Source organism: Chitinibacter fontanus, from assembly GCF_013423785.1.
Taxonomy (GTDB): Bacteria; Pseudomonadota; Gammaproteobacteria; order Burkholderiales; family Chitinibacteraceae; genus Chitinibacter; species Chitinibacter fontanus.
Genome location: NZ_CP058952.1, coordinates 1,528,935 through 1,551,511, shown reverse-complemented (window position 1 = coordinate 1,551,511; position 22,577 = coordinate 1,528,935). Strand labels below are relative to the sequence as shown.

Below are 22,577 nucleotides of genomic sequence, written 5' to 3'. Positions count from 1 at the left end.
ACCTCGGCTAAGCCTGACCTTTAATCAAATAAACGCCAATTTGCGACATTTTTTGCATACAGCGTTTGTTTTTTCGGCTAAATACTCTGTAGAATCCGAGTTTTAGCGCCCAACCAATCGGCGCGCCGCCGCGCAGTTCTAGCTGGCCGGCCTCTCTCTTCAATTTACCTAAACCTGCCCTGGATTGGTATCGCGCCACGCGATAGGCCGCAGCAGGAATATTCAATGTCTGATCTGACTTTTGCCGATCTAAAATTGGCCGAGCCGCTTTTGCGTGCCGTTGCCGAAACTGGTTACACCACGCCGACGCCGATTCAAGCGCAGGCGATCCCTCAAGTAATTTTAGGTGGCGATTTACTCGCCGCCGCGCAAACCGGTACTGGTAAAACCGCTGGTTTTACGCTGCCGATTTTGCAGCGCCTAATTGAAAAGGGCGCACCAAGTAGTGAAAAAGGCACGCCGCGCGTGCTGATCCTGACCCCAACGCGTGAACTCGCCGCGCAGGTGGAAGAATCAGTCCAAACCTACGGCAAATACCTGCCTTACACCTCGATGGTGATGTTTGGCGGCGTCAATATCAAACCGCAACACCGTCGCCTGCATTCTCCGCTGGATATTCTGGTCGCCACGCCGGGCCGCTTGCTCGATCACGTGGGCCAGCAAACCGTTGATTTGTCGGCAGTCGAAATTCTGGTGCTCGACGAAGCCGATCGTATGCTCGATATGGGTTTTATCCACGATATAAAAAAGATTCTTAAGATCGTGCCGGCCGAGCGGCAGAACTTACTATTCTCAGCGACATTCAGCGATGAAATCAAAGACCTCGCTGACAAGTTGCTCAATAACCCCGCTCTGATCGAAGTCGCGCGCCGCAATACCACCAACGAGCTGGTTAGCCAGCGCGTGCACTTGGTTGATCGCGATAAAAAGCTGCCGCTGCTGACGCATCTGATCAAAGAAGGCGATTGGCACCAAGTATTGGTGTTTATGCGCACCAAACACGCGTGTAACCGTGTGGCTGAAAAGCTGAACAAAGACGGCATTACCGCGATGGCGATTCATGGCAATAAGAGCCAGAACGCCCGCACTGCCGCTTTGGCGCAATTTAAAACAGGCGAGTTGCAAGTATTGGTTGCGACTGATATCGCCGCACGTGGTCTGGATATTGAAGAATTGCCGCACGTGGTCAATTTTGAATTGCCGAATATTTCCGAAGATTACGTTCACCGCATTGGCCGTACTGGCCGTGCTGGCTGCACCGGTGAAGCACTGTCGCTGGTCTGCGTTGATGAGCTTAAATTCTTGGCCGACATCGAAAAGCTAACCAAGCAATCGATTCCACAATTTACCGTGCCCGGCTTTGAAGCCGACTTGAGCGTGAAGCCCGAGCCTATCGTGCGCGGTGGTCTCGGTCGTGATCGCCCGCCACGTACGCCGCGCGCCAACACCAATTCGCGCCCGCCGAAAGGCTGGAACAAAGCCAACGCCGAAGCGCTGCAAGCTGAAAAAGACGCGATGCTCGCCGCGGGTGCCAGCCCTGAAGAAGTTGCCAAAGTGATGGCGGCGAAAAAAGCCGAAGCGGAGAGCAAAGCTCAGCGCAGCCCACGCAGCGGCCAAGGTCGCCGTCGCAACGACGAGCGTGCAGAGGGCAGTGCCGACACGGCAGAAATCGCAGCGCTTAGCGCCGATGGTGAAGCGCCGCAAGCTCGTGCGCCGCGCCAACCGCGCGAAGGGCAGCAGCGTGGTCGCGGTCGTCGCCCTGCCGGTGAAGCGCGCGTCGATAGCGAACAACCAAGCCGTGCACCACGGCAAGAGCGTGCGCCGCGTGATGGCGCACCGCGTCAGGAACGTGGCCCACGCAACGACGAACGTCGCGGCCCACGCGGCTCAGCTGGCGAAGGTCGTGGCAATGAGCAACGCCGTGCACGTCCAGACTCGCGTGATGATGGCCGTGCGCCGCAACGCGCACCCCGTGAACGGATGGATTATGACGAACGCCAGCCGATGTCGAACGCCAATGCGCTGCCTGCCGAGTTGATGCAACGCCCAAATCGTGGCCCACGTTACAACAATGGCAATACCGCGAGCACCCAAGGCGGCTTCCCGCCGATTCCTCGGCAAGGTGGTTATTACGATAAGCCAGAAAATGGCGGTCGTGGCGGCTCACGGAGTGATGGGCGTGGCCCACGACCTGCCGGCCGAGATGGTGGCCGCACCGATAATCGCGGGGCTCGTCCAGCCGCTCGCGACGGTCGATCATTTGCCACTGACGCCAAGCGCAACGATCAGCGTAAACCACAGGTGCACACTTCCCATTCGGAAGGCCACGGTGGTCAGCGCCGCCGCTCAGCACCGACTGCTGCGCTGCTCGGTGGCGGCAAGCCGCGTGACGAAGAGTAAATTGGGTAGGGTGGGTTAGGCGAAGCCGTAACCCACCGATAGGGTATTTTTCCAAAGGCCATATTTAATATGGCCTTTATTCATATACGGAGCCACGTATTGATGTATTCCGCGACTTTCATTTTCACCGCCAAACAATACGACGACGAATTTCACGCACTCGATGCGCTGATTGCCACGGCGGCGAAAGAGAGCGTCGGTTACATCGGTGAAGAAGCATGGGAAGACCCCAAAACCGGCCGTATCGCCAATGTGTATTACTGGGAAACTGAGGCAGGCCTGAAAGCGCTCATCGCGCACCCCAAACACATCGAAGCAAAAAAGCGCTATAGCGAATGGCTAGGCGGCTATCAGGTCATCATCTCGCAAGTGATTAAAACGTATGGTGATGGGCAGCTGGGGCATGTATTGTCTATGCAATGGTGAGTTGTGTAAGTTTTCGAAGTGTTTTTTGACAGTAAATATTTTTGTCTGGTAATATTTTAATCAGAATTGACCTAAGTACCCTCCCTCCATAGATACCAATAATATGCTTTTCACCCTATTGCAACACGGGATGTACGATATTGAGAATTCATCCCGTTTTGAATAACGTAACTGACCCCTTTCTGGCAATAATTCCATGTTGAAAAATATCCGGTTCATTTTTGCATTGCTGTTAACTTTGACGGCGATCTATGCCTATTCTGAAGAGCCTCCATTACGCACTGATTTGAATGAAAGCGTAGAGATGATCAAGGTAGGTACCAATCTTTTTGGTGCAGATGTAAAACTAGAAACTACTATTTTTAAACCGAATGGTGATGGGCCTTTTCCCGTTTTGTTTATTTATCACGGTAAAGATTTGGGCCCTACGGAAAAGCAGCCAAGATCCCGTATGACGCTATTAGCGGCCGAAATGGTTGCTCGTGGCTATGTGGTTGTTTTTCCAAATGCTCGCGGATTTTCGAAATCAAGTGGATACAACAATACTGAACGCTGCAATATTTATAGCGAAGTAATGGATACCGGTAAAGATTTTCGAGCATTGATTGAAGCCATAAAAACCAAAAATTATGTAAATAAAGAACAAGTTGTTTTGATGGGCCAGTCATATGGAGGGCTCAATGTACTTGGCACAATTACTGAACCTATCGCGGGTCTGGTATTGGCTGTGAATTTTTCTGGTGTGCTCAATTATGGTAATGGTTGTAACTGGGAGTCAGCATTGAATTCTAGTTTTGGAAAATTAGGAAAAAATGCTAAGCACGACTCGATTTGGTTTTATGGTAGTAATGATGCTTTAATGTCTGTTGATTTGATTAATAAAAATTATGAGCTTTATAATGCAACTAAACAGCAAGCAAAGTTAATTAATTTTGGCTCGTTCAGGGCTGACGCTCATGGTATGTTTGGCACTTTAGCTGGTTTTAATGAAATTTGGTGGCCAATTATCAAGCCTCAATTGAAAGAAAAAGGCTTGCCGGTTGAAGTTATTTATCCAAATCTGCAGACAGTGAACAAAGTCGTAACCCCATCTGGATTTGCTTTAGCTTCGGACTTGGATAAATTACCAGCTAATTTGAACAAGACCTGCCGCACATTCTATGAGAATGTGGTCAAATATAAAGTCAGCCCTAGTGCGTTTGTTATTTCTGAGGAAGGCAATTGCGGTGGAATGGGGGATTTTGATTTAGACCCCGAATCATGGGCGATGGCATCATGCAAAAGAAAACCGAATAGTAAAAATTGTAAATTGTATCTACTCAATGGGCAGGTCGTTTGGCCAACTAGTTAATATTGTTACTGATAAGGTGGCTTTACGCTGCCTTATCTTCCATGAAGACTAAGGCACAAAGCAGTGTAAAATCCCGCCAAACGATAACGAGTCTGCTCATGCCTACTAATCTGCACACCAAAATCACCCAGCGCCAGCCCGGTATTATTTTGTACGGCATTACGCCGCCCAAGGCGAACAATACGCCAGAGAAGATCGCCGAGATCGCGGCCTTGCAGGTCGAGCGCATTGCGCCGCTGAATGTGGATGGGCTGGTGCTGTATGACATTCAGGATGAAGCAGATCGCACCGACGCGGCGCGCCCGTTCCCGTTTTTGGCGACACTCGATCCGCTGACGTATAGCCGTGATTATCTGGCGGCGCTCGATATCCCGAAAATTAACTACCGCTGCGTCGGGAAATATTCGCCCGAGCAGTTTCGCGCCGATTTAAGCGCGCTGGGTAATGGCGTGTCGGTGTTTGTTGGCGCGGCTTCGCGCGAGCAGCAGGTGTCATTGTCGGTGGCACAAGCCTATGCCTTGCGGCGCGAAACCAACCCCGATCTATTAGTTGGTGGCGTGGCGATTCCCGAGCGGCATTTGGTGAAAAACGACGAGCACATTCGTGTGGCGCACAAGGTGGCGGAAGGATGCTCGTTCTTTGTAACGCAGTGCGTTTACAACGTTGAGGCGGCGAAAAATTTCCTCTCCGATTACTACTACGCTTGCCAAGCGAGCGGTACGGCGATGGTGCCGATTATTTTCACCATTACGCCGTGCGGCTCGGTGAAAACGCTGGAATTTATGAAGTGGCTGGGGATCAGTATTCCGAAATGGCTGGAAAACGATCTGATCCACTCGGGCGATATTCTGGCCAAATCACTCGATGTATGTAAGCGTATCTTCTCCGAGCTATTGCAATACGCTAATGAGAAAGGCATACCTGTAGGGTGTAATGTCGAGAGCGTAGCGATTCGCAAAGACGAAATCGAAGCTTCATTGCAATTAGTGCGCGATGTGCAGGCGATGTTTAGCCGCGTTTAACATGCCGTTTCTGCTCACCTGTCGCTGGGCCACCTTCAGCCCGCAGCAGACTGGGCATTTCAAACTACTTTGTTATTAATCCGAGTCAGTTTTAATGGCCTACCCATTTAGGGTTAGATGGGTAGGTATTGCCATTAGCCCATTGCTGTAATTGCCTTTTCACGCGATGCCCCCTGTGTTGCTGGGCATATTCTCCCTTTGCCTTTCCGGCATTTCAATTCGCTGAACCGATCTGTCCTATAAACAAAGCAGTTTTTCGCGCTGCGACGGAGTCGGCTATGCACTTGAGCCTTAGAGCAAAATTAAGTTTGATGGGTGGAATTCCGGCCTTGGTGCTGGTGTTTTTCTCTTTAACTGCGGTCAAAGAGAAAATGGCGCAAGTCGATGAGCTGCAACGCTTAGAAGGCTTGGTGCAATTGTCGGTGCATATTGGCGATCTTACGCATGAGCTGCAAAAAGAGCGTGGCATGAGCGCCATGTTTATTAGCAGTAAGGGCCAGCTGAACGGCAGCGATTTGCAAGCCCAGCGCAGCGTCAGCGATCAAAAAATCAGCGAATTTAAAACCGCCTTGGCCGCGTTTGATCGGCAACGTTACGCCGCCAGCTTGGACGAAGTGCTCAACAAAGCCAGCGAAGATTTGCAGCAAATCGACGCCAAACGCCAAGGCGTGAGCGCACTCAGCCTCGGCGCGCCCGATTCAGCCAAGTATTACACAGGCCTAATTGGTGATTTGCAGCAAATGCCGGCGCGGGTGTCGCAACTGAGCAGCCAAGGCGAAGTGGCTCGCCTGAGCGCGGCGTATTCGAGCTTTTTACAGGCCAAAGAGCGCGCAGGGCGCGAGCGGGCGATGTTGTCGGCGGTGTTTACGCTGAATCAGTTTAGCGCCGCTACGCTTAATAGTTTTGTGCAAAACTGGTCGGCGCAGCAAGTGTATTTAGATGAGTTTTCGCACTATGCGCTCGATGAGCAAAAAGAATTTCTGGCGCGCACCGTGCAAGGTGAGGCGGTGAATGAAGTGAATCGCTTGCGCCAGTTTGCGCTGGATAACCCGACTTCGGTTGTGCTGGGTGTCGACCCCAAGCACTGGTTCAAAATGTCGACCGGCCGCATCGAATTGATGAAAACCGTTGAAAGCCAGCTTGCGAACGATTTGCTCGCGCGCCAAGCGCAACTCACGGCGCAGGCGCAGCAAAATAAAAACCTGTTCTTGGGCGTGGCGGCTTTGGCCATTGTGCTGACGGCAAGTTTGGTCTTGCTCATTACGCGTAATGTGCTGCGCCAAATGGGGGGCGAGCCCGATTATGCGGCGCGGATTACCCGCCGAATTGCGGCAGGCCATTTGGATAATGAAGTCGTGCTCCGCAAGGGCGATGAGCGTAGTTTGCTGCATTCGATCCAGCAAATGCAGCAGCAGTTACTCGAGCGCATTAATTTTGAGAAGAAAACCGCCGATGAAAATCTGCGTATTCGGATCGCGCTGGATAATGTCAGCACCGGCGTGATGATCGCCGACGATCAACGCACTATTATTTACGCCAATACAGCGGTGCGCACCATGCTCAAAGAGGCTGAAAGCGATTTGCGCCAAGTGCTGCCAACCTTTAATGCCGAGCGGCTGATTGGTGAGTGCATTGATCAATTTCATAAGCAACCTAGCCATCAAGCGAACTTACTTGCCAGTTTGAGCAAGCCATATACCGCGAACCTCAAAGTGGGCGTGCGCCAATTGCAGGTAATTGCCAACCCGGTCATTAATGCCAACGGCGAGCGTTTGGGCTCGGTGGCCGAATGGCGCGATCGCACTGCCGAGCTGGCCGCTGCCGAGCGCGAAGCGGCGTTGGCGGCGGAAAATCTGCGGGTACGGATTGCGCTCGATAATGTCAGCACCGGCGCGATGATTGTCGATACCGAACGGAAAATCGTGTACGCCAATAAGGCGGTGCGCAATATGCTGCAAAGCGCCGAGAGCGCAATTCGCACGCAGATTCCCGGCTTTGATGCTTCGCGGCTGATTGGTACGAATATTGATAGCTTCCATAAAAACCCCGAGCATCAGGCCAAATTGCTCGCCGAGTTTGTGCGACCCTATACGGCTGATTTGGTGATTGGCGGTCGCAATATGACGGTGACAGCCAACCCGGTGATTAACGAGCAGGGCGAGCGCATGGGGGCGGTGGCCGAATGGGTTGATCGCACCTTGGAAGTGAAAATCGAGCAGGAAGTGGAAAACCTCATCCTGGCTGCGAGCGAAGGGCATTTTGACACCCGCTTGGATATTGAAGGTAAAACTGGGTTCTATCGCAAAGTGTCTGAAGGATTAAACCAGTTGTCGTTGACGGTTGAAAGCGGTTTAAAAGATGTAAACCAGTCGCTCAAAGCCGTGACCGATGGCGATTTAACGCGCACGATTAAGGCCGAATACGGTGGGCTATTTGGCGCGCTGAAAGATCACACCAATGCCACGATTACGCATTTGCGCGAGGTGGTTGGCCGCATTCAACACGCTGCAGAACAAATCAACACCGCCGCGCAGGAAATCGCCTCTGGCAATGCCGATTTATCGAGCCGCACTGAAGAGCAGGCCGGTAGCTTGGAAGAAACCGCCAGCACGATGGAAGAGCTCAATGGCACGGTGAAACAAAATGCTGGCCACGCGCATCAGGCCAATATTTTGGCCAAAACCAGCAATGAAACGGCGGCCAGCAGCGGGCGCATTGTGAATGAAATCATCCACACCATGGACGGCATTACGCACAGTAGCCGCAAAATTGCCGACATTATTAGCGTTATTGACGGCATTGCTTTCCAAACCAATATCTTGGCCCTCAATGCCGCGGTCGAGGCCGCGCGCGCTGGCGAGCAAGGGCGGGGTTTTGCGGTGGTGGCCACCGAGGTGCGCAATTTAGCGTTGCGCAGCGCCACGGCGGCCAAAGAAATTAAAGATCTGATTCACGAATCGGGTGAAAAAGTCGATTCGGGTTCGGTATTGGTGCAGCAAGCCGGTCAATCAATGGAAAGCTTGGTTAGCTGCTTTGAAAAAGTCACCCAACTGGTCACCGAGATTGCCGGCGCGAGCCGTGAGCAAAGTAATGGCATCGAGCAAGTCACCGAGGCGGTGAACCAGATCGATGAAATGACGCAACAAAACGCTGCACTGGTCGAGCAAGCGGCCGCGGCAGCAGAAAGTTTGCAAGAGCAGGCGCAAGAGCTCGTCGGCGTCGTTGAGCGTTTCCGCTTAAGCTAGTTTGAGTTGCCCCGTGTTGTATTGCTGGATAAGTCTTGCCATTTGAGGCGAGTCCACGTATACCATGCGGGGTATATCAACCTTGTTTGAGCTTGGCGATGAAACTAGCTGGCCGTTTGAAAATTGCTTGTCTTACTACGCTATTGTTTTGGGCTGGAGCGGTTCGCGCCGAATGTTTGCCCGAACCCCAAGTGCCCACCGCCGAAGAAATCCCCACCTTGATGCAGCAAGCCGTCGATCGCGGCTTCTTGTGGAAAATCAGCAAGGGCGGGCATGCTTCGTGGCTGTACGGAACAATCCACGCCAATCAGCGTGAATATTGGCTGCCGGGGCCAAAAACGCGGCAGGCCATTTTCAGCAGCGATGCCATCGCGGTGGAATTGGATATTACCCAGAGCGAGACGATGAGCGAAGTGCTACGCCTCGCGCAGCGCGGTGCGGGCCAAGTCCCTGCGCAATTTGCTGAGCGCATCAAAGCACAACTGGTCAAAAACTGCCTACCGGTCGAGCTGCTAGATCGAGTTCATCCTTCCTTAGTGCTCAGCCAGATTTCTCTAAGCCAATCGCGCCAAGATGGTGTTGAAGCGGCCTTTGGCACGGAAGTCTTTTTGCTGGGCGCTGCGCAAGGCGCGAAGAAAAAGATCATCGCGCTAGAAACGCCCAAAGAGCAAATGAGTGCGCTGCTTGAAGATGGCAAATTGACGACTGCGCAATATCAGCAAGCGATGACGCTAATGGAATCGGGCCAAGCCCGTGAGCAATTGCGCATGCTGGTCGATACTTGGGCGCGCAGCGATCTGGCGCGGATGGAGCGCTACGAAGAATGGTGCGAATGCATGAAAACCGCCGAAGATCGCAAAGCGATGAAGCGGCTGAATGACGACAGAAACGTCGTGCTGGCCAAACGCATTGCGCAGCAACACGGCCAAAATCAATCCTTATTTATCGCCGTTGGCAGCTTGCACATGGTCGGTAAAAAAGGGCTACCTAAACTTTTGCGCGAGCAGGGTTTTCAGGTTGAGCCGATTTCGTTTCAATAATGACAACGCGATACCCTGCGTGGTATTGCGTTGAATCGCTCTTAAAATATTGCCTTGAAGGCTATACGTGAGCTCGGTGCGCCTGATTGCCGTATTGAGCCGCAGATGCGCTCTGCCGCGCTGGCGATGAATTTATCCACCGCAGCTGCGTGTATTTGTGCACCAAGCCCGCCCTGCCTCATCCAGTAAGCTGCGGTTTATTTGTTGAGGTGACAATGAAAAACACAATCGCAGCGGCGCTGGGCGCCATGATGATTAGTTCGCTGGCGCAGGCGGGCTCTTTATCGACCACCATCGGCAGCGAATACCTTGGGCTGGATTTCACTCAGCAACTTTCGCCGCCACTGAGTCTGAGTGCGCAATTACTCAATAATTTCGACCACGATGACACCTTGGCCAGCGTCGGGCTGGCGTATACCTTGCCGCTAGGCGCGGCCAGTGTCAGCGTGGGTGGTCGAGCCAATTGGTATTCGCTCGACCAGCATGGTGATGAAATGACGCTGGCGATTGGTGGGGATGTGCAAATCCCTATTGCGAAGTCGCTCGCTATTTACGGAAGTGCTTATTGGGGGCCTTTGGCCACCGGCAATCTGGATGCCAGCTTTGATGGGCGCGTCGGCGTGAACTGGCGGGTGATGAATTCCGTCGCGCTCGATGCGGGTTATCGGTATTCCAGCGTGGAATTTGAAAACGGCCATCAGCATGATTTAGCCAATGGCGCGTATGCCGGTGTGCGGGTGATGTTTTAATTACTAGGGTATATGCTTTTAAATATTACAGATATTTATCTTTAGGCATATACCCTGTTAATTATTCAGCCTGAACATTGGTTTTATTTCACCCACGCCCTTGACCGTCGAGCTGATCTGGGGGGCATTGGCAAAGCTCACGTTTCCTACCCCCAAGAGCATAATTTTGGCGGTCTCGGCACGTTGAACCTGGACATTACCCGTTCCCCAGTTGTTGATCTGAATCGCATTGACATCGCGTATTCGCACGTCGCCCACGCCATAATTATCAACGCTGGCCTTGGCGATCTTTGGCGTGGTGATGTCAACCGCGCCGGTGCCACGATTATTCACCGCTAGTTGGGCTGGGTTGGCGCATTGCACTTCGACATTGGCGGTGCCCGAATTATCAACTTGGCCTAATGCTTGGGCAGTGTGAATTACGATGGCAGGCATTTTGCTGCTGAAATTGGCATCATTGGTTTTGATGATGCCACGCTTAAGCAGATCTGGATCGACCTGCGCCAGCAGGGCCGAATCGAGTTCAATGCTGGCTGCTTGTGCGCAAGCTTGCACAACACCGATTGTCCCCATTTGCTGCAGCGTGTTTACATCACCGGCGAGCGCAATCTTCACCGTTTTACCACTCGGCTCGATGTCGGCTTGGCTCTGCATCTGCCAATTGCCTTCGTGTTGATCAATCGTGAAATGTGCATTGGGTTTTGAATACAAGTTGCTCAAGATGCCGAGTACCAATACGGCGCCGACGCAGCTGGGAAAAAGCCATTGCTTATTCATCTCAAATACTCCTTATTAAGCGGTTTGACCGGTTTGACGACGCCAGATCAGCGCGCCAATACACAATGCACTCACGGCCAAATTAATCACAAAGGGCAGGTTCAAGGCAAAAGAGCTAACAAAACTAAACTGCTCGGCCGCTTGGCCTGGGCTGGCCATCAGATTCAGAAAATCGACGTGGCTGATAATCCCGAATAAGCCGGAAAAATACACCTCAACAAAGCGGCTCGCGGCGAGGCTCGGGAGCATTTTGCTCAGGTAAGATTGAGCCACGGCCGCGCCAATAATGACCAAAACCATACCCCAGCGGCGAACGGCGCTATTGCCCAAGGCCAGCAGCAATACCAGTGGCAACAGCCAGATTAGGCTGAGTAAACCCTGCAAAATGGTGCCGAATACGCCGGCCAGCAGCACGCCAAGTTGTCCAGCGGATAGGTGCGTAATCCACATCGGCGCAGAGAGTAAAACATTCAAGCCAATTGCTGCGGTGATTGCCAGCAGTGGTAGGACAATGCCATGCATCAAGATCGGTGCTCCGACCGCCGCGCGCTCATTGATTGGGAGTGAGCGCCAAAAAGCCAGCGATTTGTCGTCTTTATCACGGTAAGGCAGCCCCGGCACGGTAAATAACACGCCAATCAGGCTGAAATAAAGCACAAAGCTGGTTTGGGCCGAGATAACCCAAGCGGCGATTTTGCTGGAATTGGTGGCGATATTGTCGCTGAACTGAGGTGTACCTTGAGTCAGCAAGACAAGGTACACCAAGGCCCAGACAATCACCGGTGACCACAGACCTAAAATTAACCACGAGCGGCGGTGCTGCATCCATTCGCGCAGCATGAGGGTTTTAAACTGTTGCATGGCGCTCTCCTTGGCTCAGGGCAACAAATAAATCGGCGAGTTCAACGCGGAAGGTCTGGCCGAATTGTTCAAGTTCAGGCGGGAAGGGCGCGGCGAAAATTGCGCATTCGCCACCCATTTGCCGGAAGCAATGCAGCTGCGCTGCGGCGGCCACCGCCGCGCTGTGTTCGCTGCTGTAACGCAGGCCGATATAGCGATCTTCGAGTGCGTCGAGTTGATCGTGCAAGACCAGTTCGCCGTCTTTAATCATCATCACATCCGACAGCAGGTTTTCGATTTCATCGATCTGATGCGTTGCGATGAGTACCGTGCGCTCCTCATTGCACCAGTCGCTCACCAGCATGTCGTAGAACGCTTTGCGCGCTGGTATATCGAGCCCCAAAGTCGGTTCGTCCAAAATCATCAATTTGGCGTCGATCGCGCTGATGATGGCCAGATGCAACTGCACAATCATGCCGCGCGAGAGTTGCTTGACCTTGGATTCGAGCTTGATCGTCGTGCGCGCCAGCTTTTGCAGCGCCAATTCGCGATTAAATTTAGGGTGCAAGCCGCACATCAATTGCAGCAACTGCTGCACTTCAATCCACGGTGGCAAAATCGCCACGTCGGGGATGTAGCACACGTGTTCGAGCATCGCTTCGCGCTGCGTGCGCGGATCAAAGCCCAGAATATTGATGGTGCCTTTAAACGGGATGAGCCCCATCATCGCCTGCATCAAGCTGGTTTTACCCGCGCCATTGCTACCCAACAGGCCAATAATACGTCCGCGCTCTAATTGAAACGACATGGGTTTAACGGCCTGTTTCGCGCCGTATGACACCGATAAATCGTGGATGGCCACTAATTCGCTCATTGCCCTTGCTCCTCATAAGACCATTGCAAATCGCTGGGGCTCAGCCCAAGGCGACGTAATTTGGCGGCCAGAATCGGCCATTCGCTATTTAAGAAACGCTCTCGTTCGGCTGCTCGTAAGCGCTCGCTGGCTTGTGGTAGCACAAACATGCCCAGCCCGCGGCGGCTTTCCAGCAGCCCCGCATCGACCATCGCCTGCAGCGCGCGGTTGACCGTTAAAGGGTTGAGGCCATATTCGGCCGCCAGCACCCGAACCGATGGCATGGCTTGGCCTTCGGGCGGCGTGCCATCGAGCAGCGCCTGCCCCAAACGATCAGCCAACTGCAGATAGATCGGCGATTGATTATTCCAGTCCGTCATGTGCTGTATCTGTGTGTTAGTTATGTAGCACACTATATTTGTAGCTGAATTACTTTGCAAGCAAAAAATGCAGCAGCGCTAAATGAATTCTTACCCTTTGGGTATGGCTTTGACCGCTATATTAAACATGGTCTTCGATAGAATACTGGCCTAGGTATAAGAGGACTGACGCCGTTGCCCTGCCGCAAAGTGAACGAAGGGAATAAAAAATATGGACAGCAAACTGCCTGATGACTCAGGCTGGCTTGAGGCTAGGCGAGTAAGGAGTACACCATATCGCTTGGATCTTGCTGCTGAGCACCAAGCCAGCAACTGCCCCCGAGGCTGAGCTGCTGCTGCTGCTGCGGATTCAGTTGGGCGGCTGGCACATCACGCTGATCAAGAATCAGCGTCACATCGCAAGCCAGACCATGGCCAAGGCTGAATTTCAACAGCTCCTTGAGCGATTTGGCGCCATCGCCTTGCGGCAGTAACGCTTGGTATTGCGCCAAGCGCAGCGGCCCAAGGCGCAAATTGAGCTTGGTTTGTCGATCCCACACCCGATCGCCGGCAAAAGCGGACACACCCAGCTCGCAATATTGGCCACCCAATTGGGTTTGCTCCGCTTGCGGCAGATTCATCCATTGGCCAGCAAATTGCTCCAGCTCGGCACGAAAGCCAAAAAAGCCCTCGATCAGCGTCGTGAGCGCTTGGCTCGACATTGGCTTTTGGCTTAACAATCCGGCGTAATAAACAAACAGATTTTCGCTCTGTAGCGCGTCTTTACCGAGCTGCCCACGCAAGGCACCCAAACCCATGCCGCCCAAATCAAGCAAATTGCGCGTAAAGCCGTCTTGCTCGCCATTTTCTACTTGTAGCCAGAAGCGATATTTTTTCCACGCGCTGTAAAACAGTGCAATCGAGCGATGGCTGAAAATATCAAAAAACGCATGCAGCGTTGGGTCGCGAAATTGTTGGCGGCGCTCGATCAAGAGCTCGGTATAGCTAGTCGGCAGCACGCCGCTGGGGCCAGTAAGCCCCATGAACGCGACTTCCATTTCGTGTTGATCATCATCGTGCTTGCTCGGCGCAAAACGCGTGATTTCACTGGCCGGAAAGCTCAGATTAGCCAGCGTACGAAAGCGTAGCTTCTCTGGCAAAACACCACGACGTTCGCCGCGTTTTTTTGCGCTCAGCCCTAAAATGCGTACCGCTTGGAAAAAGCGATACTCGCTCGGGTTGGCGAGCAGCTCCTGCTCTAGATGACGAGGGCTTCGCCGGCTCGTGCTGGCCATGCTGCGACCTCCTGTTGGCGTGTTTTTACGCGCAAGCGAGTAAAACTATTGGGCGCACAATACAGCGCAAAAAAGCGTTCCAACACGCTGGCAAATAAATACACACTGCCGCCGACATAGTTTTCTTCGTCCAGCGTTAATGCTATTTCGGTGCCGCGCACAAAACCGGCAAAATCACGCCCCAGCACGCGGGTGACTGCGGGCGCGCTTTCGATCGCGACGATGCCCTGAATCTGCTTGGCATTGACTGCGGAATCGCTCAGATTGTAGAGCACCAGCATTTCTTGTAGGGCGCTGCGACCGGTTTCGATCAGAGATAGATAGTTAAGCGACAGATGCGATACCAAGCGCCATTGCAGGCCGCGTTTTTGCGGTGGCCGCAAAGTTCCAGTCGGTTTGCGCAAGAGCCGCACCCGTTTGACGACCGAATGGCCGGGCAAGCTAAAGTCGGTGTGTTGCCCCGATTGATTGCCGCCAAATGGAATCATTTCGGGCAGATCACGATTGCTGCAGAGCATTTCGATACTCAGCACTTCTGCGCTCGGGCGAACTGGGTTGAAATCCAGATCGACCAGATGCAGCTCTAGATCAGTGCCCTTATCGTCTTGGCGTGGCGAGGCTTCGCGGCTGGCATGCCAGTAAAATTGCGCGTTATTTTCCTCTGCGCCGTGGCGAATAGCATAAAACGGCAGGACTTCTTCGCTGCTTTCATGGCTACCGGTTTTTTCAACGCGCACCACGCGGCGCAATTGCATTACTTCAAACGCTTGCTGTTTGCGCGCATCGGCAATGACGGGATAACTAGCGCGTTGGTGTGTGACGCGAATCGGCTCGCCTTGATGCACAAATAAATTCACAATCGGCGTGCAGCCGAGTTTGAAATGGCTGGCTTGCAAATGATTGAGCAGGCGCGCGTGGCGCTCGCTATCGGGCCATTGCTTGAAAACGCATTGAATGACTAATTTATTGCCGCGCAGATTACGCACTGCGGAGGCTAACTGTTGCAGCTCGACAAACAGGAATTTATCGGGGAAGCTGAAATACTCGGTGAGCAAGCGGTAGCCCAGAAAAGATCGCTCGTCGTATTCAAGCATGCCTTCGTCGCGGCCAAAGCCCACTGCTTGCAAAGCGCTGGTCGGTAGCGCTCGCGTGAAAGCGGGGTCGTCGCTGCCGTCGCCGACCCGCACTTGCAGTGTGTTCGATAGCAGCAATTCATACAGCAAATGCATCAATGCCGGTTCGCCATCCAAAAAGAAGCGCAGCGATTGCAGATCTAAATCACACAGTGCCAATCCACCATGGGTATTTAGCTCTAGGCTCAATATCGCTGCGGCATCTGGCGCTATACGTCTTAAATAGGGCGAGCTACTGGTGAGCTCGATCTTAGCCTGGGTGAGCGATAGCGGGTACAAATCAACCGAATAACACGAGCGAAATTTGCACGTGACGCCGCCAATCGCGGGCGCATGCACTGCTTGGCCGCGCGCGATGGTATAGCGCTTGGCGATTTCGGGGCGCTCTGGGTCGCACTCGTATTGCACGATGCTCGACGAAGGAATCGGGCGCAAATAGTGTGGGTACAGCACATCGAGAAAACTGGCCGCAATTTCGGGGTATTCGTCATCGAGTTTTTTGTGAATGCGCGACGCCAAAAAAGCAAACGATTCGATCAGCCGTTCGGTATGCGGGTCTTCGCACTGATCGCCTTCGAGCTGTAAACGGCCAGCGATTTTGGGGTATCGACGTGCAAATTCACCAGAAAGTTCGCGCAATAAACTAAGTTCGCGTTCGTAATACGGCAGCAGAGAGTCGAGCATGCGAGCGAGGAGTTCCAGACAAAAAGGAAAACAATCTATCCTGAGCACGGCTCAGTGCAGAAAGCCTGACATTATCGGCTATTTATACGTAATGATGAACCGGTAAATTTCTACTGTGTGATGTAAATTACTGACAAAATTTACCCGTTCAGCGTCAATGCCATTCAATCATCTACCCCATACTGCGCTGTAAATGTCTATGAATATCCCCGAAAAACTCAGTACGCTCCTCGCGCCGATTAGCCCAGATCAACCTGCGGGTGAGGATTTAGGCTACTCCAGCTTGTTTGACCAAATCCGCGAAGCGCGCCGCGCCGATGACCCGACGCTGTCGCAAGGTGAATGGGGGCAGCAGCTCAAAACTGCCGATTGGAACAAAGTGATCAACCTGTGTGAGCAGGGTTTGAGCGCACAAAGTAAAGATCTGCAGCTGGCCGTGTGGTACGGCGAAGCGCTGGTTAAAACGCGTGGCTTTGTCGGTGCACAATTGGCGTTGCAAACGATGGATGGCTTGCTCGAGCAATATTGGGAGTCGGGCTACCCTGAGTACGACCCAGACGATCTGGACGAGCGCGTCGGCAAGCTAGAGTGGTGTAATACCCAGCTGGGTATGGCGTTGCGTGAAGTGCCGCTGACCCATCCGCAGCATGGCGGCTACAACTGGCAGCAGTGGCAAGAATCGCGCGACGTCGAAAACCTCGGGTTGAAAGACTATCAGGCTAAAGAAGCGGCTATCGCCGAAGGCAAACTGGCCGGCGATGTATTTGATAAAAGCGTTAACGCCAGCGGCCCGACGTGGTTTGCGCAATTGCATCAAGAACTTGAAGCCGCGCAAAACGCGTACCAAGCGCTCGATCAGCGCATTGATGAGCGCTTTGGCTACGCCGCACCAAGCTTGGCCGAGTTACGCGGCGCACTGAGCGCCTGCCAAGAAGTGGTCAACCGCCTGCGCCTGCAATGGGGCGAGCCAACCCCCGCCGCCAGCACTGGCAGCTTACTCACCGCCCCCATCGCTTCTAAGGTCGCCGACATGCCGCACTCTGCCGCTTCTGTTATGCCTCAGCCCGTATACGCGCACGCCGCGCCTGCCGCACCCGTGATGCACGGCCCAATCCAAAACCGCGCCGACGCAGTACGCCAACTGCAAGAAGTCGCTCGTTACTTCCGCCAACACGAACCCCACAGCCCCGTCGCGCTGCTAGCTGAACGCGCCGCCAAATGGGCCGAAATGAGCCTAGAAGAATGGCTCAGCTCAGTGATCAAGGATGACTCAACGCTAGGGCAGTTGAATGAATTGCTGGATATCCGGCGGGATTGAGGTTCTTGGCGCTGAATGAGATACGGTGGTGGGTATGTTTCTGTATCCATTGTTTAATGGTTTTTAAGTAAATATACCCACTAAATTTAGGTTAATCCCCAACCTTTATCCCTTGCCAACTTGCGGCATGGTAGAAATCAGCGCAGCACCGCAGGCGGTTTTATGGCCTTCGAGTGCGACGGCTTTGCCATCGACTAGCCAAGTTGGGTCACCTTCAACAATCGGGCAGGTGCCGTGGCCTTTGATGGGGCAGGTGACCTTATCACCCACTCTGGCAACGGGCTTATCAAACAGCACACTTTTAGGTGCGGCACTGATGACTACACCGCCATGGCTAGTTGGATCTCCGAGGCGTATCACACGTTTCATGCGGGGTTTTCCTGTGGTCGCAAAATGCTGATGATCATTGCGGTACTTGGCTCCGCGGCATTCAGATCGGGCGAGTGAAATTCAGCGAGGACGGTTGGTGCCGCGAGGCGTGCGCTATGGGTAATTGCTAACGCGGTTTGCAGGGCTGACCTTGCCGCGCCAACATCGCCCCACTCACGCACGATATTGCTGGCATCATCAATCGGGTTGAGCGGTACTTCGAAGGCATTGAGCGCGCTTGATACTGCCGCCAACCGGTTCGCGCCGACATCCACGTCGCCGCTGTTATGCACCAGCCAGGCAATGCTGTGCGCCTGGTCTTTGGCAGGGTCTTTGTCTGCTTCGCTAAACGGATAATCACGCAGGCCTGCGTTAATGAGGGCATGGTCAAACATCGTGTGTAGCTTGCGCGTCAGCACTTGCAGCTGGGTTGATTCAACTTCTGCGGCTTCGGCCTGATGCAATTGCGCCAGCGTCGGCAGTTCGGCCAGCGATACTTGCCATTGTGGCGGCACACGCCCCCACAGCTCATTACCGTAGCTTTGCTGCTTTTCCCAGTACGGTGTGTAAACATCGTGTTCGTTCTGCTCGGCCAGCTCGGGTTTAAGCACTTCTGGCAGGGTATCCCGTAGAAACACCATAGCTACTGTGGCTTGGCTGGTTATACCTAGCCATGGATTGCGGGAGTTGAGCTCGGGGTCGAGCATGTCCCATTCATCCAGCTCACCTTTGGCCACAATCGGGCTATCGGCCGCCAGAATCACCACGCCGGGGGCGGCCAGATTTTGCTGTAGAAGTTGCTGCACACGCGCCATCAAAGCGCCCGAGCCGGGCAGAAAGCGTACGTCAGCGTGCGCTTCTTCATCAAAGATCTGCGCGGCAATCGCCTTGTTTTGCGCGCCTTGCACCAAGGCCAGTTGCTCGCGTCCTTCAATCTGCGGCAGCGCTTCAAAGTAATGCGGCAGCCACGCCGCCCCGGGTGCACTGGCGTACAGATCAACTAGCACGTGCTCGATATTGCTTGCCAGCGCCTCGGTGAGTTCAATCGACGCATCGATCTCGTCTTCTATTTGCGTTTGCCAGAATACGCCATCAGGCAGTTCGGACAGCCAGTCGGGCTCTTCTGCGCCGATTGTCATGGCCTGAGCCCAAACACCGCGGCAGCTCACGCTGTGCTGGCGCTCGGCCAACTGTTGCGCGTGCTGGTCGCGAGCTGCTTCGCGTTGCGCGACGCGTTCGGCTTCGGCGGTGCTGGTGGCGTCTGCCTCGGCTTGCGCTGCGCGTTTTTCCTGAATCGATTGCCAGACGCGATAACCTATCCCGATGATGATTGGCGGCGCGACGTGCAGCAGCATTAGTGCGGTCGGGCTCATTTTTTGCCAACTGATTGGCAGTGCCCACCACAAAATCATCCACCACGCGCTAAACAGCCCGCTAAACAGCCCTAGTGTTCCCAACATCGCGTTTTTCCTAGCTCAATTTCACTTTGATGTCGTCACCCTTGAGCGACAGCGCGATTTTCTTCACGGGCTTGCCGCTGGCCATACGGGCGAGCAAGTCGGCCGAAATCTTAGCCAGCACGGTGCGTGTTAGGATCGCATCGGCATCGCGTGCGCCGCTATCAACATCCATGCAACGATCGGCAATCGCGTCGATCAACTCGTTTGGATAATCGAGCACCGCGCCGTGGTTTTGCGCGATGCGCTTAGCGATTTTGCTCAATTTTAGTTTTACAATCAGGCGCAAGACTTCATCGCCAATCGGGAAGTAGGGCACGATGGTTAAGCGACCCAAGAACGCGGGTTTAAAGGTTTTTTGTAAAGTAGGGCGCAGGATTTCGATCAAATCTTCCGCCGTCGGGTCGCGCGTTTCTTCACCCACCGTCACGCCACCATCGCAAGCGCGCATCACCAAATCGGTGCCGGTATTGCTGGTCAGTAAAATAATCGTGTTTTTAAAGTCAACTTCGCGGCCTTCGCTGTCTTCTAAAATGCCCTTATCAAACACTTGGAAGAACAGCTCGAGCACGTCCGGGTGCGCTTTTTCGACTTCATCGAGCAGCACTACCGAATACGGCTTACGACGCACCGCCTCGGTCAATACGCCGCCTTCGCCGTAACCCACATAGCCCGGTGGCGAGCCTTTCAAGCCCGACACGCTGTGCGATTCTTGGTATTCGGACATATTAATCGTAATCAGATTGCGCTCGCCGCCGTATAGCGATTCAGCCAGCGCCAACGCCGTTTCGGTTTTGCCGACGCCCGACGGGCCCACCAGCATAAACACGCCTTTAGGCTTGCTCGGGTCATCCAAATTCGCTTTGGCGATTTGCACTCGCTCGGCGATTTGCGCCAAGGCATGGTCTTGCCCGATCACGCGCTCGGCGAGCAGGCTCGCCAGCTTTTGTACTTGTTCCAACTCATTGCTGACCATGCGGCCGAGCGGAATACCAGTCCAGCCAGAAATTACATCGGCGATGACATTTTCATCGACGCACTCGTACGCCAGTGGCAAGGTTTTTTGCAAGGCGCGCAGCTCGGCGCGTTTGGCTTGCAGTGGACTGGTTTTTTTGCCCTTCGTGGGTTTACTCGCAGCATCCGAAGCGGCTTTTAGCGCTTCGATCTCGGCAATCACCGCTTGCTGTGCTTCCCACGCTACGACGAGGTTTTGCAAGTCGCCTTCAAGCGCTTCGCGCTGCGTGGTCAGCTCGGCGATGCGCTCGGCGTGGCCTTCTTCGGATTGCAGTGCTTTCACTTCGCGCTCGATATTCGCGACCAACACTTCAACGTCTTCAATCGGTGCCGGGCGGCCAGCGCGGGATAGCGCCACGCGCGCGCACGCGGTATCGAGCACGCTGATCGCTTTATCGGGCAACTGGCGGCCGATGATGTAGCGGCTGGATAAATTCACCGCCGATACAATCGCCTCGTTCATGATCGCGACATTGTGGTGTTTGGCCATCGCCTCGGTAATCCCGCGCACCATTTGCACCGCGATTTCGGGTGCTGGTTCGTCGATTTTCACCACCTGGAAACGGCGCGCTAGCGCTGCGTCTTTCTCGAAATATTTCTTGTATTCGGCCCATGTTGTCGCCGCAATCGTGCGCAACTCGCCGCGCGCCAAAGCGGGCTTGAGCAAGTTCGCCGCATCGTTCTGCCCTGCAGCTCCACCGGCGCCAATCAGCGTGTGCGCTTCGTCGATAAACAGAATAATCGGCACTGGGCTGGCTTTGACTTCGTCGATCACTTGGCGCAGGCGGTTTTCAAATTCGCCCTTCACACTCGCTCCCGCTTGCAACAAACCCAGATCGAGCGTGCGCAACGTTACGCCAGTTAACACCGGCGGCACTTCGCCGCTAACGATTTTGAGCGCCAAGCCTTCAACGACGGCGGTTTTACCGACGCCCGGCTCGCCAGTCAGGATCGGATTATTCTGGCGGCGGCGCTGCAAGATATCGATCATCTGGCGAATTTCAGCATCGCGCCCCAGCACCATATCAATCTTGCCCGCCTTGGCCTGCGCAGTCAGATCAATCGTATATTTATCCAGCCCCGGGCTGCCTTTACGCGACATAGGCGTCGCTGGCACATTGCCATCGTCTTGCTCTTCGGTAGTGACATTTGAAGTATTGCTCGCTAATTCATTACCATGTTGGCGTAGAGCGATATACCCACCAATTGCACGCTGAGCGTCGATCTTGCTCAAAGCGCTGCTGCTACTTTGAATTGTGGTCTTGAGCGCATCATCACGCACCAGCGCCAGCAGTAAATCCAGCGTCGAAACATCATCCTGCCCAAACTCGGTACTTGCCATCAACCACGCTTTTTCCAGCCACTTGGGTAGCCAGCTCGACAACACCGGATTGCGCGTATTGCCTGTACGAAACTGCTCCAAAGCGCGATCCAGCTCGCGCTCGATCTGCTCGATATTGCTACCCAGCGAGCGCAAAGCCGCCACCCCCGCATTATCGTCGTGCGACAGCAGTGCGAGCACCACGTGCTCGATTTCGATTTCAAAATGGCTACGCGACAAAGCGCGGCTAGCCGCCTCTTCAACCGCACGACGCGCGGTGGGGGTGAGGCGGTTGATCAGGGATTTGAGTGGGGTGGACATAGTAATTAATTTATCCTAGTTAGTTTCCAAAAAAAGGAACTTTATATTTCCCGCGCTTGTTATTGTTAACATAGAAAATATAATAATCACTATCTGGGGAGTTACTTGTTTTTATATTAATAAAGTCGTTGCCAATTTTTAATGGCATCGTCACGATTTTATCGCTAAGGTCTTTGTTTTCGATGGCCGGCAGAGTACTAGTTGGGCCTACGTTTCCTTTTATAAGTTTTTGAATCTTATTTCCTTCTTCTGTGTATTTTGCTGAATATATATAGGAATAGCCTTGGATTTTGTCGAGTGTTTCTTTAAGCTCAGAATCGTATTTGTTTCTTGATAAAATTAAATTCTTCTCAATCAGGTCTATAGTTGTAATCGTTATGCAGCAAATGGGCCGAAAACTAGGACCGGTTAAGTTCTGATAAATAGTCAGTGTCTTAGTTTGATTGATTTTCTCGTTGGTAAGGAATAATAGTTCTTTTCTCTGATTGTATTTTGTGTTTGATGGATTTGATATTGAAATATCTGAAAAGACCCCGGTTGTAACTTCCGTCGCATAGCAAGAACTAGCAAAATAAAGTACAGCAAATAGTGTAATACGCATTA

At 53.3% G+C, this 22,577-nt stretch carries 19 protein-coding genes; 8 read left to right on the top strand and 11 right to left on the bottom strand.

Going from position 1 to position 22,577, the window contains the following annotated elements; genetic code table 11:
- Window positions 1-7: 7 nt before the first annotated feature.
- Entirely contained in the window at window positions 8-226 is a 219-nt protein-coding gene (locus HZU75_RS07140) for a hypothetical protein (RefSeq protein ID WP_180308443.1), read from the bottom strand.
- On the opposite strand from HZU75_RS07140, the gene HZU75_RS17380 reads away from it, so the two are divergent.
- The 7 genes from HZU75_RS17380 (at window position 226) to HZU75_RS07105 (ending at window position 10,233) form a co-directional block, all read left to right on the top strand.
- A complete protein-coding gene (locus tag HZU75_RS17380) occupies window positions 226-2,400 on the top strand; it encodes a DEAD/DEAH box helicase (RefSeq protein WP_228028228.1) in 2,175 nt (724 codons plus the stop codon). The two genes, HZU75_RS07140 and HZU75_RS17380, sit on opposite strands and share 1 nt — an antisense overlap.
- 102 nt (window positions 2,401-2,502) lie before the next feature.
- Window positions 2,503-2,826, top strand: a complete 324-nt coding sequence (locus HZU75_RS07130; protein ID WP_180308442.1) for an antibiotic biosynthesis monooxygenase family protein — start codon at window positions 2,503-2,505, stop codon at window positions 2,824-2,826.
- 196 nt (window positions 2,827-3,022) lie between these two features.
- On the top strand, window positions 3,023-4,177 hold the full coding sequence (locus HZU75_RS07125; protein WP_180308441.1) for an alpha/beta hydrolase family protein: 1,155 nt from the start codon (window positions 3,023-3,025) through the stop codon (window positions 4,175-4,177).
- A 98-nt stretch (window positions 4,178-4,275) separates the two neighbouring features.
- On the top strand, window positions 4,276-5,199 hold the full coding sequence (locus HZU75_RS07120) for a methylenetetrahydrofolate reductase (protein ID WP_180308440.1): 924 nt from the start codon (window positions 4,276-4,278) through the stop codon (window positions 5,197-5,199).
- 278 nt (window positions 5,200-5,477) lie between these two features.
- Window positions 5,478-8,444, top strand: coding sequence for a nitrate- and nitrite sensing domain-containing protein (locus HZU75_RS17640; RefSeq protein ID WP_180308439.1), 2,967 nt, complete (start codon window positions 5,478-5,480; stop codon window positions 8,442-8,444).
- Between the two features lie 98 nt (window positions 8,445-8,542).
- A complete protein-coding gene (locus tag HZU75_RS07110; protein ID WP_180308438.1) occupies window positions 8,543-9,484 on the top strand; it encodes a TraB/GumN family protein in 942 nt (313 codons plus the stop codon).
- A 215-nt stretch (window positions 9,485-9,699) separates the two neighbouring features.
- Window positions 9,700-10,233, top strand: coding sequence for a YfaZ family outer membrane protein (locus HZU75_RS07105; RefSeq protein WP_180308437.1), 534 nt, complete (start codon window positions 9,700-9,702; stop codon window positions 10,231-10,233).
- A 57-nt stretch (window positions 10,234-10,290) separates the two neighbouring features.
- On the opposite strand, the gene HZU75_RS07100 is transcribed toward HZU75_RS07105, so the two are convergent.
- The 6 genes from HZU75_RS07100 to tssF form a co-directional block, all read right to left on the bottom strand.
- Window positions 10,291-11,010 carry a GIN domain-containing protein gene (locus tag HZU75_RS07100; RefSeq protein ID WP_180308436.1) on the bottom strand — a complete coding sequence of 240 codons (720 nt, stop codon included), beginning with the start codon at window positions 11,008-11,010 and terminating at the stop codon, window positions 10,291-10,293.
- Between the two features lie 15 nt (window positions 11,011-11,025).
- Window positions 11,026-11,871 carry a hypothetical protein gene (locus HZU75_RS07095; RefSeq protein ID WP_180308435.1) on the bottom strand — a complete coding sequence of 282 codons (846 nt, stop codon included), beginning with the start codon at window positions 11,869-11,871 and terminating at the stop codon, window positions 11,026-11,028.
- Window positions 11,858-12,724 carry an ABC transporter ATP-binding protein gene (locus tag HZU75_RS07090; protein ID WP_180308434.1) on the bottom strand — a complete coding sequence of 289 codons (867 nt, stop codon included), beginning with the start codon at window positions 12,722-12,724 and terminating at the stop codon, window positions 11,858-11,860. The genes HZU75_RS07095 and HZU75_RS07090 overlap by 14 nt, the downstream gene beginning before the upstream one ends.
- Window positions 12,721-13,083, bottom strand: a complete 363-nt coding sequence (locus HZU75_RS07085) for a GntR family transcriptional regulator (RefSeq protein WP_180308433.1) — start codon at window positions 13,081-13,083, stop codon at window positions 12,721-12,723. Before HZU75_RS07085 ends, HZU75_RS07090 begins: the two co-directional genes overlap by 4 nt.
- A gap of 251 nt (window positions 13,084-13,334) precedes the next feature.
- The gene (gene tssG, locus HZU75_RS07080; RefSeq protein WP_180308432.1) at window positions 13,335-14,357 is read right to left on the bottom strand and encodes a type VI secretion system baseplate subunit TssG; all 1,023 of its coding nucleotides are present in this window, start codon (window positions 14,355-14,357) and stop codon (window positions 13,335-13,337) included.
- On the bottom strand, window positions 14,321-16,174 hold the full coding sequence (gene tssF, locus HZU75_RS07075; protein WP_180308431.1) for a type VI secretion system baseplate subunit TssF: 1,854 nt from the start codon (window positions 16,172-16,174) through the stop codon (window positions 14,321-14,323). Before tssF ends, tssG begins: the two co-directional genes overlap by 37 nt.
- Window positions 16,175-16,367: 193 nt before the next feature.
- On the opposite strand from tssF, the gene tssA reads away from it, so the two are divergent.
- Window positions 16,368-17,492 carry a type VI secretion system protein TssA gene (gene tssA, locus HZU75_RS07070; RefSeq protein WP_228028227.1) on the top strand — a complete coding sequence of 375 codons (1,125 nt, stop codon included), beginning with the start codon at window positions 16,368-16,370 and terminating at the stop codon, window positions 17,490-17,492.
- 105 nt (window positions 17,493-17,597) lie between these two features.
- On the opposite strand, the gene HZU75_RS07065 is transcribed toward tssA, so the two are convergent.
- Genes HZU75_RS07065 through HZU75_RS07050 form a run of 4 tightly spaced genes read right to left on the bottom strand, consistent with a single transcriptional unit; the run spans window position 17,598 to window position 22,575 of the window.
- A complete protein-coding gene (locus HZU75_RS07065; protein ID WP_180308430.1) occupies window positions 17,598-17,861 on the bottom strand; it encodes a PAAR domain-containing protein in 264 nt (87 codons plus the stop codon).
- Window positions 17,858-19,321, bottom strand: coding sequence for a hypothetical protein (locus tag HZU75_RS07060; RefSeq protein ID WP_180308429.1), 1,464 nt, complete (start codon window positions 19,319-19,321; stop codon window positions 17,858-17,860). The genes HZU75_RS07065 and HZU75_RS07060 overlap by 4 nt, the downstream gene beginning before the upstream one ends.
- A gap of 10 nt (window positions 19,322-19,331) precedes the next feature.
- Complete coding sequence (gene tssH, locus HZU75_RS07055; protein ID WP_180308428.1) at window positions 19,332-21,974, bottom strand: type VI secretion system ATPase TssH; 2,643 nt, start codon at window positions 21,972-21,974, stop codon at window positions 19,332-19,334.
- 19 nt (window positions 21,975-21,993) lie between these two features.
- Complete coding sequence (locus HZU75_RS07050; protein ID WP_180308427.1) at window positions 21,994-22,575, bottom strand: hypothetical protein; 582 nt, start codon at window positions 22,573-22,575, stop codon at window positions 21,994-21,996.
- Window positions 22,576-22,577: the final 2 nt, after the last annotated feature.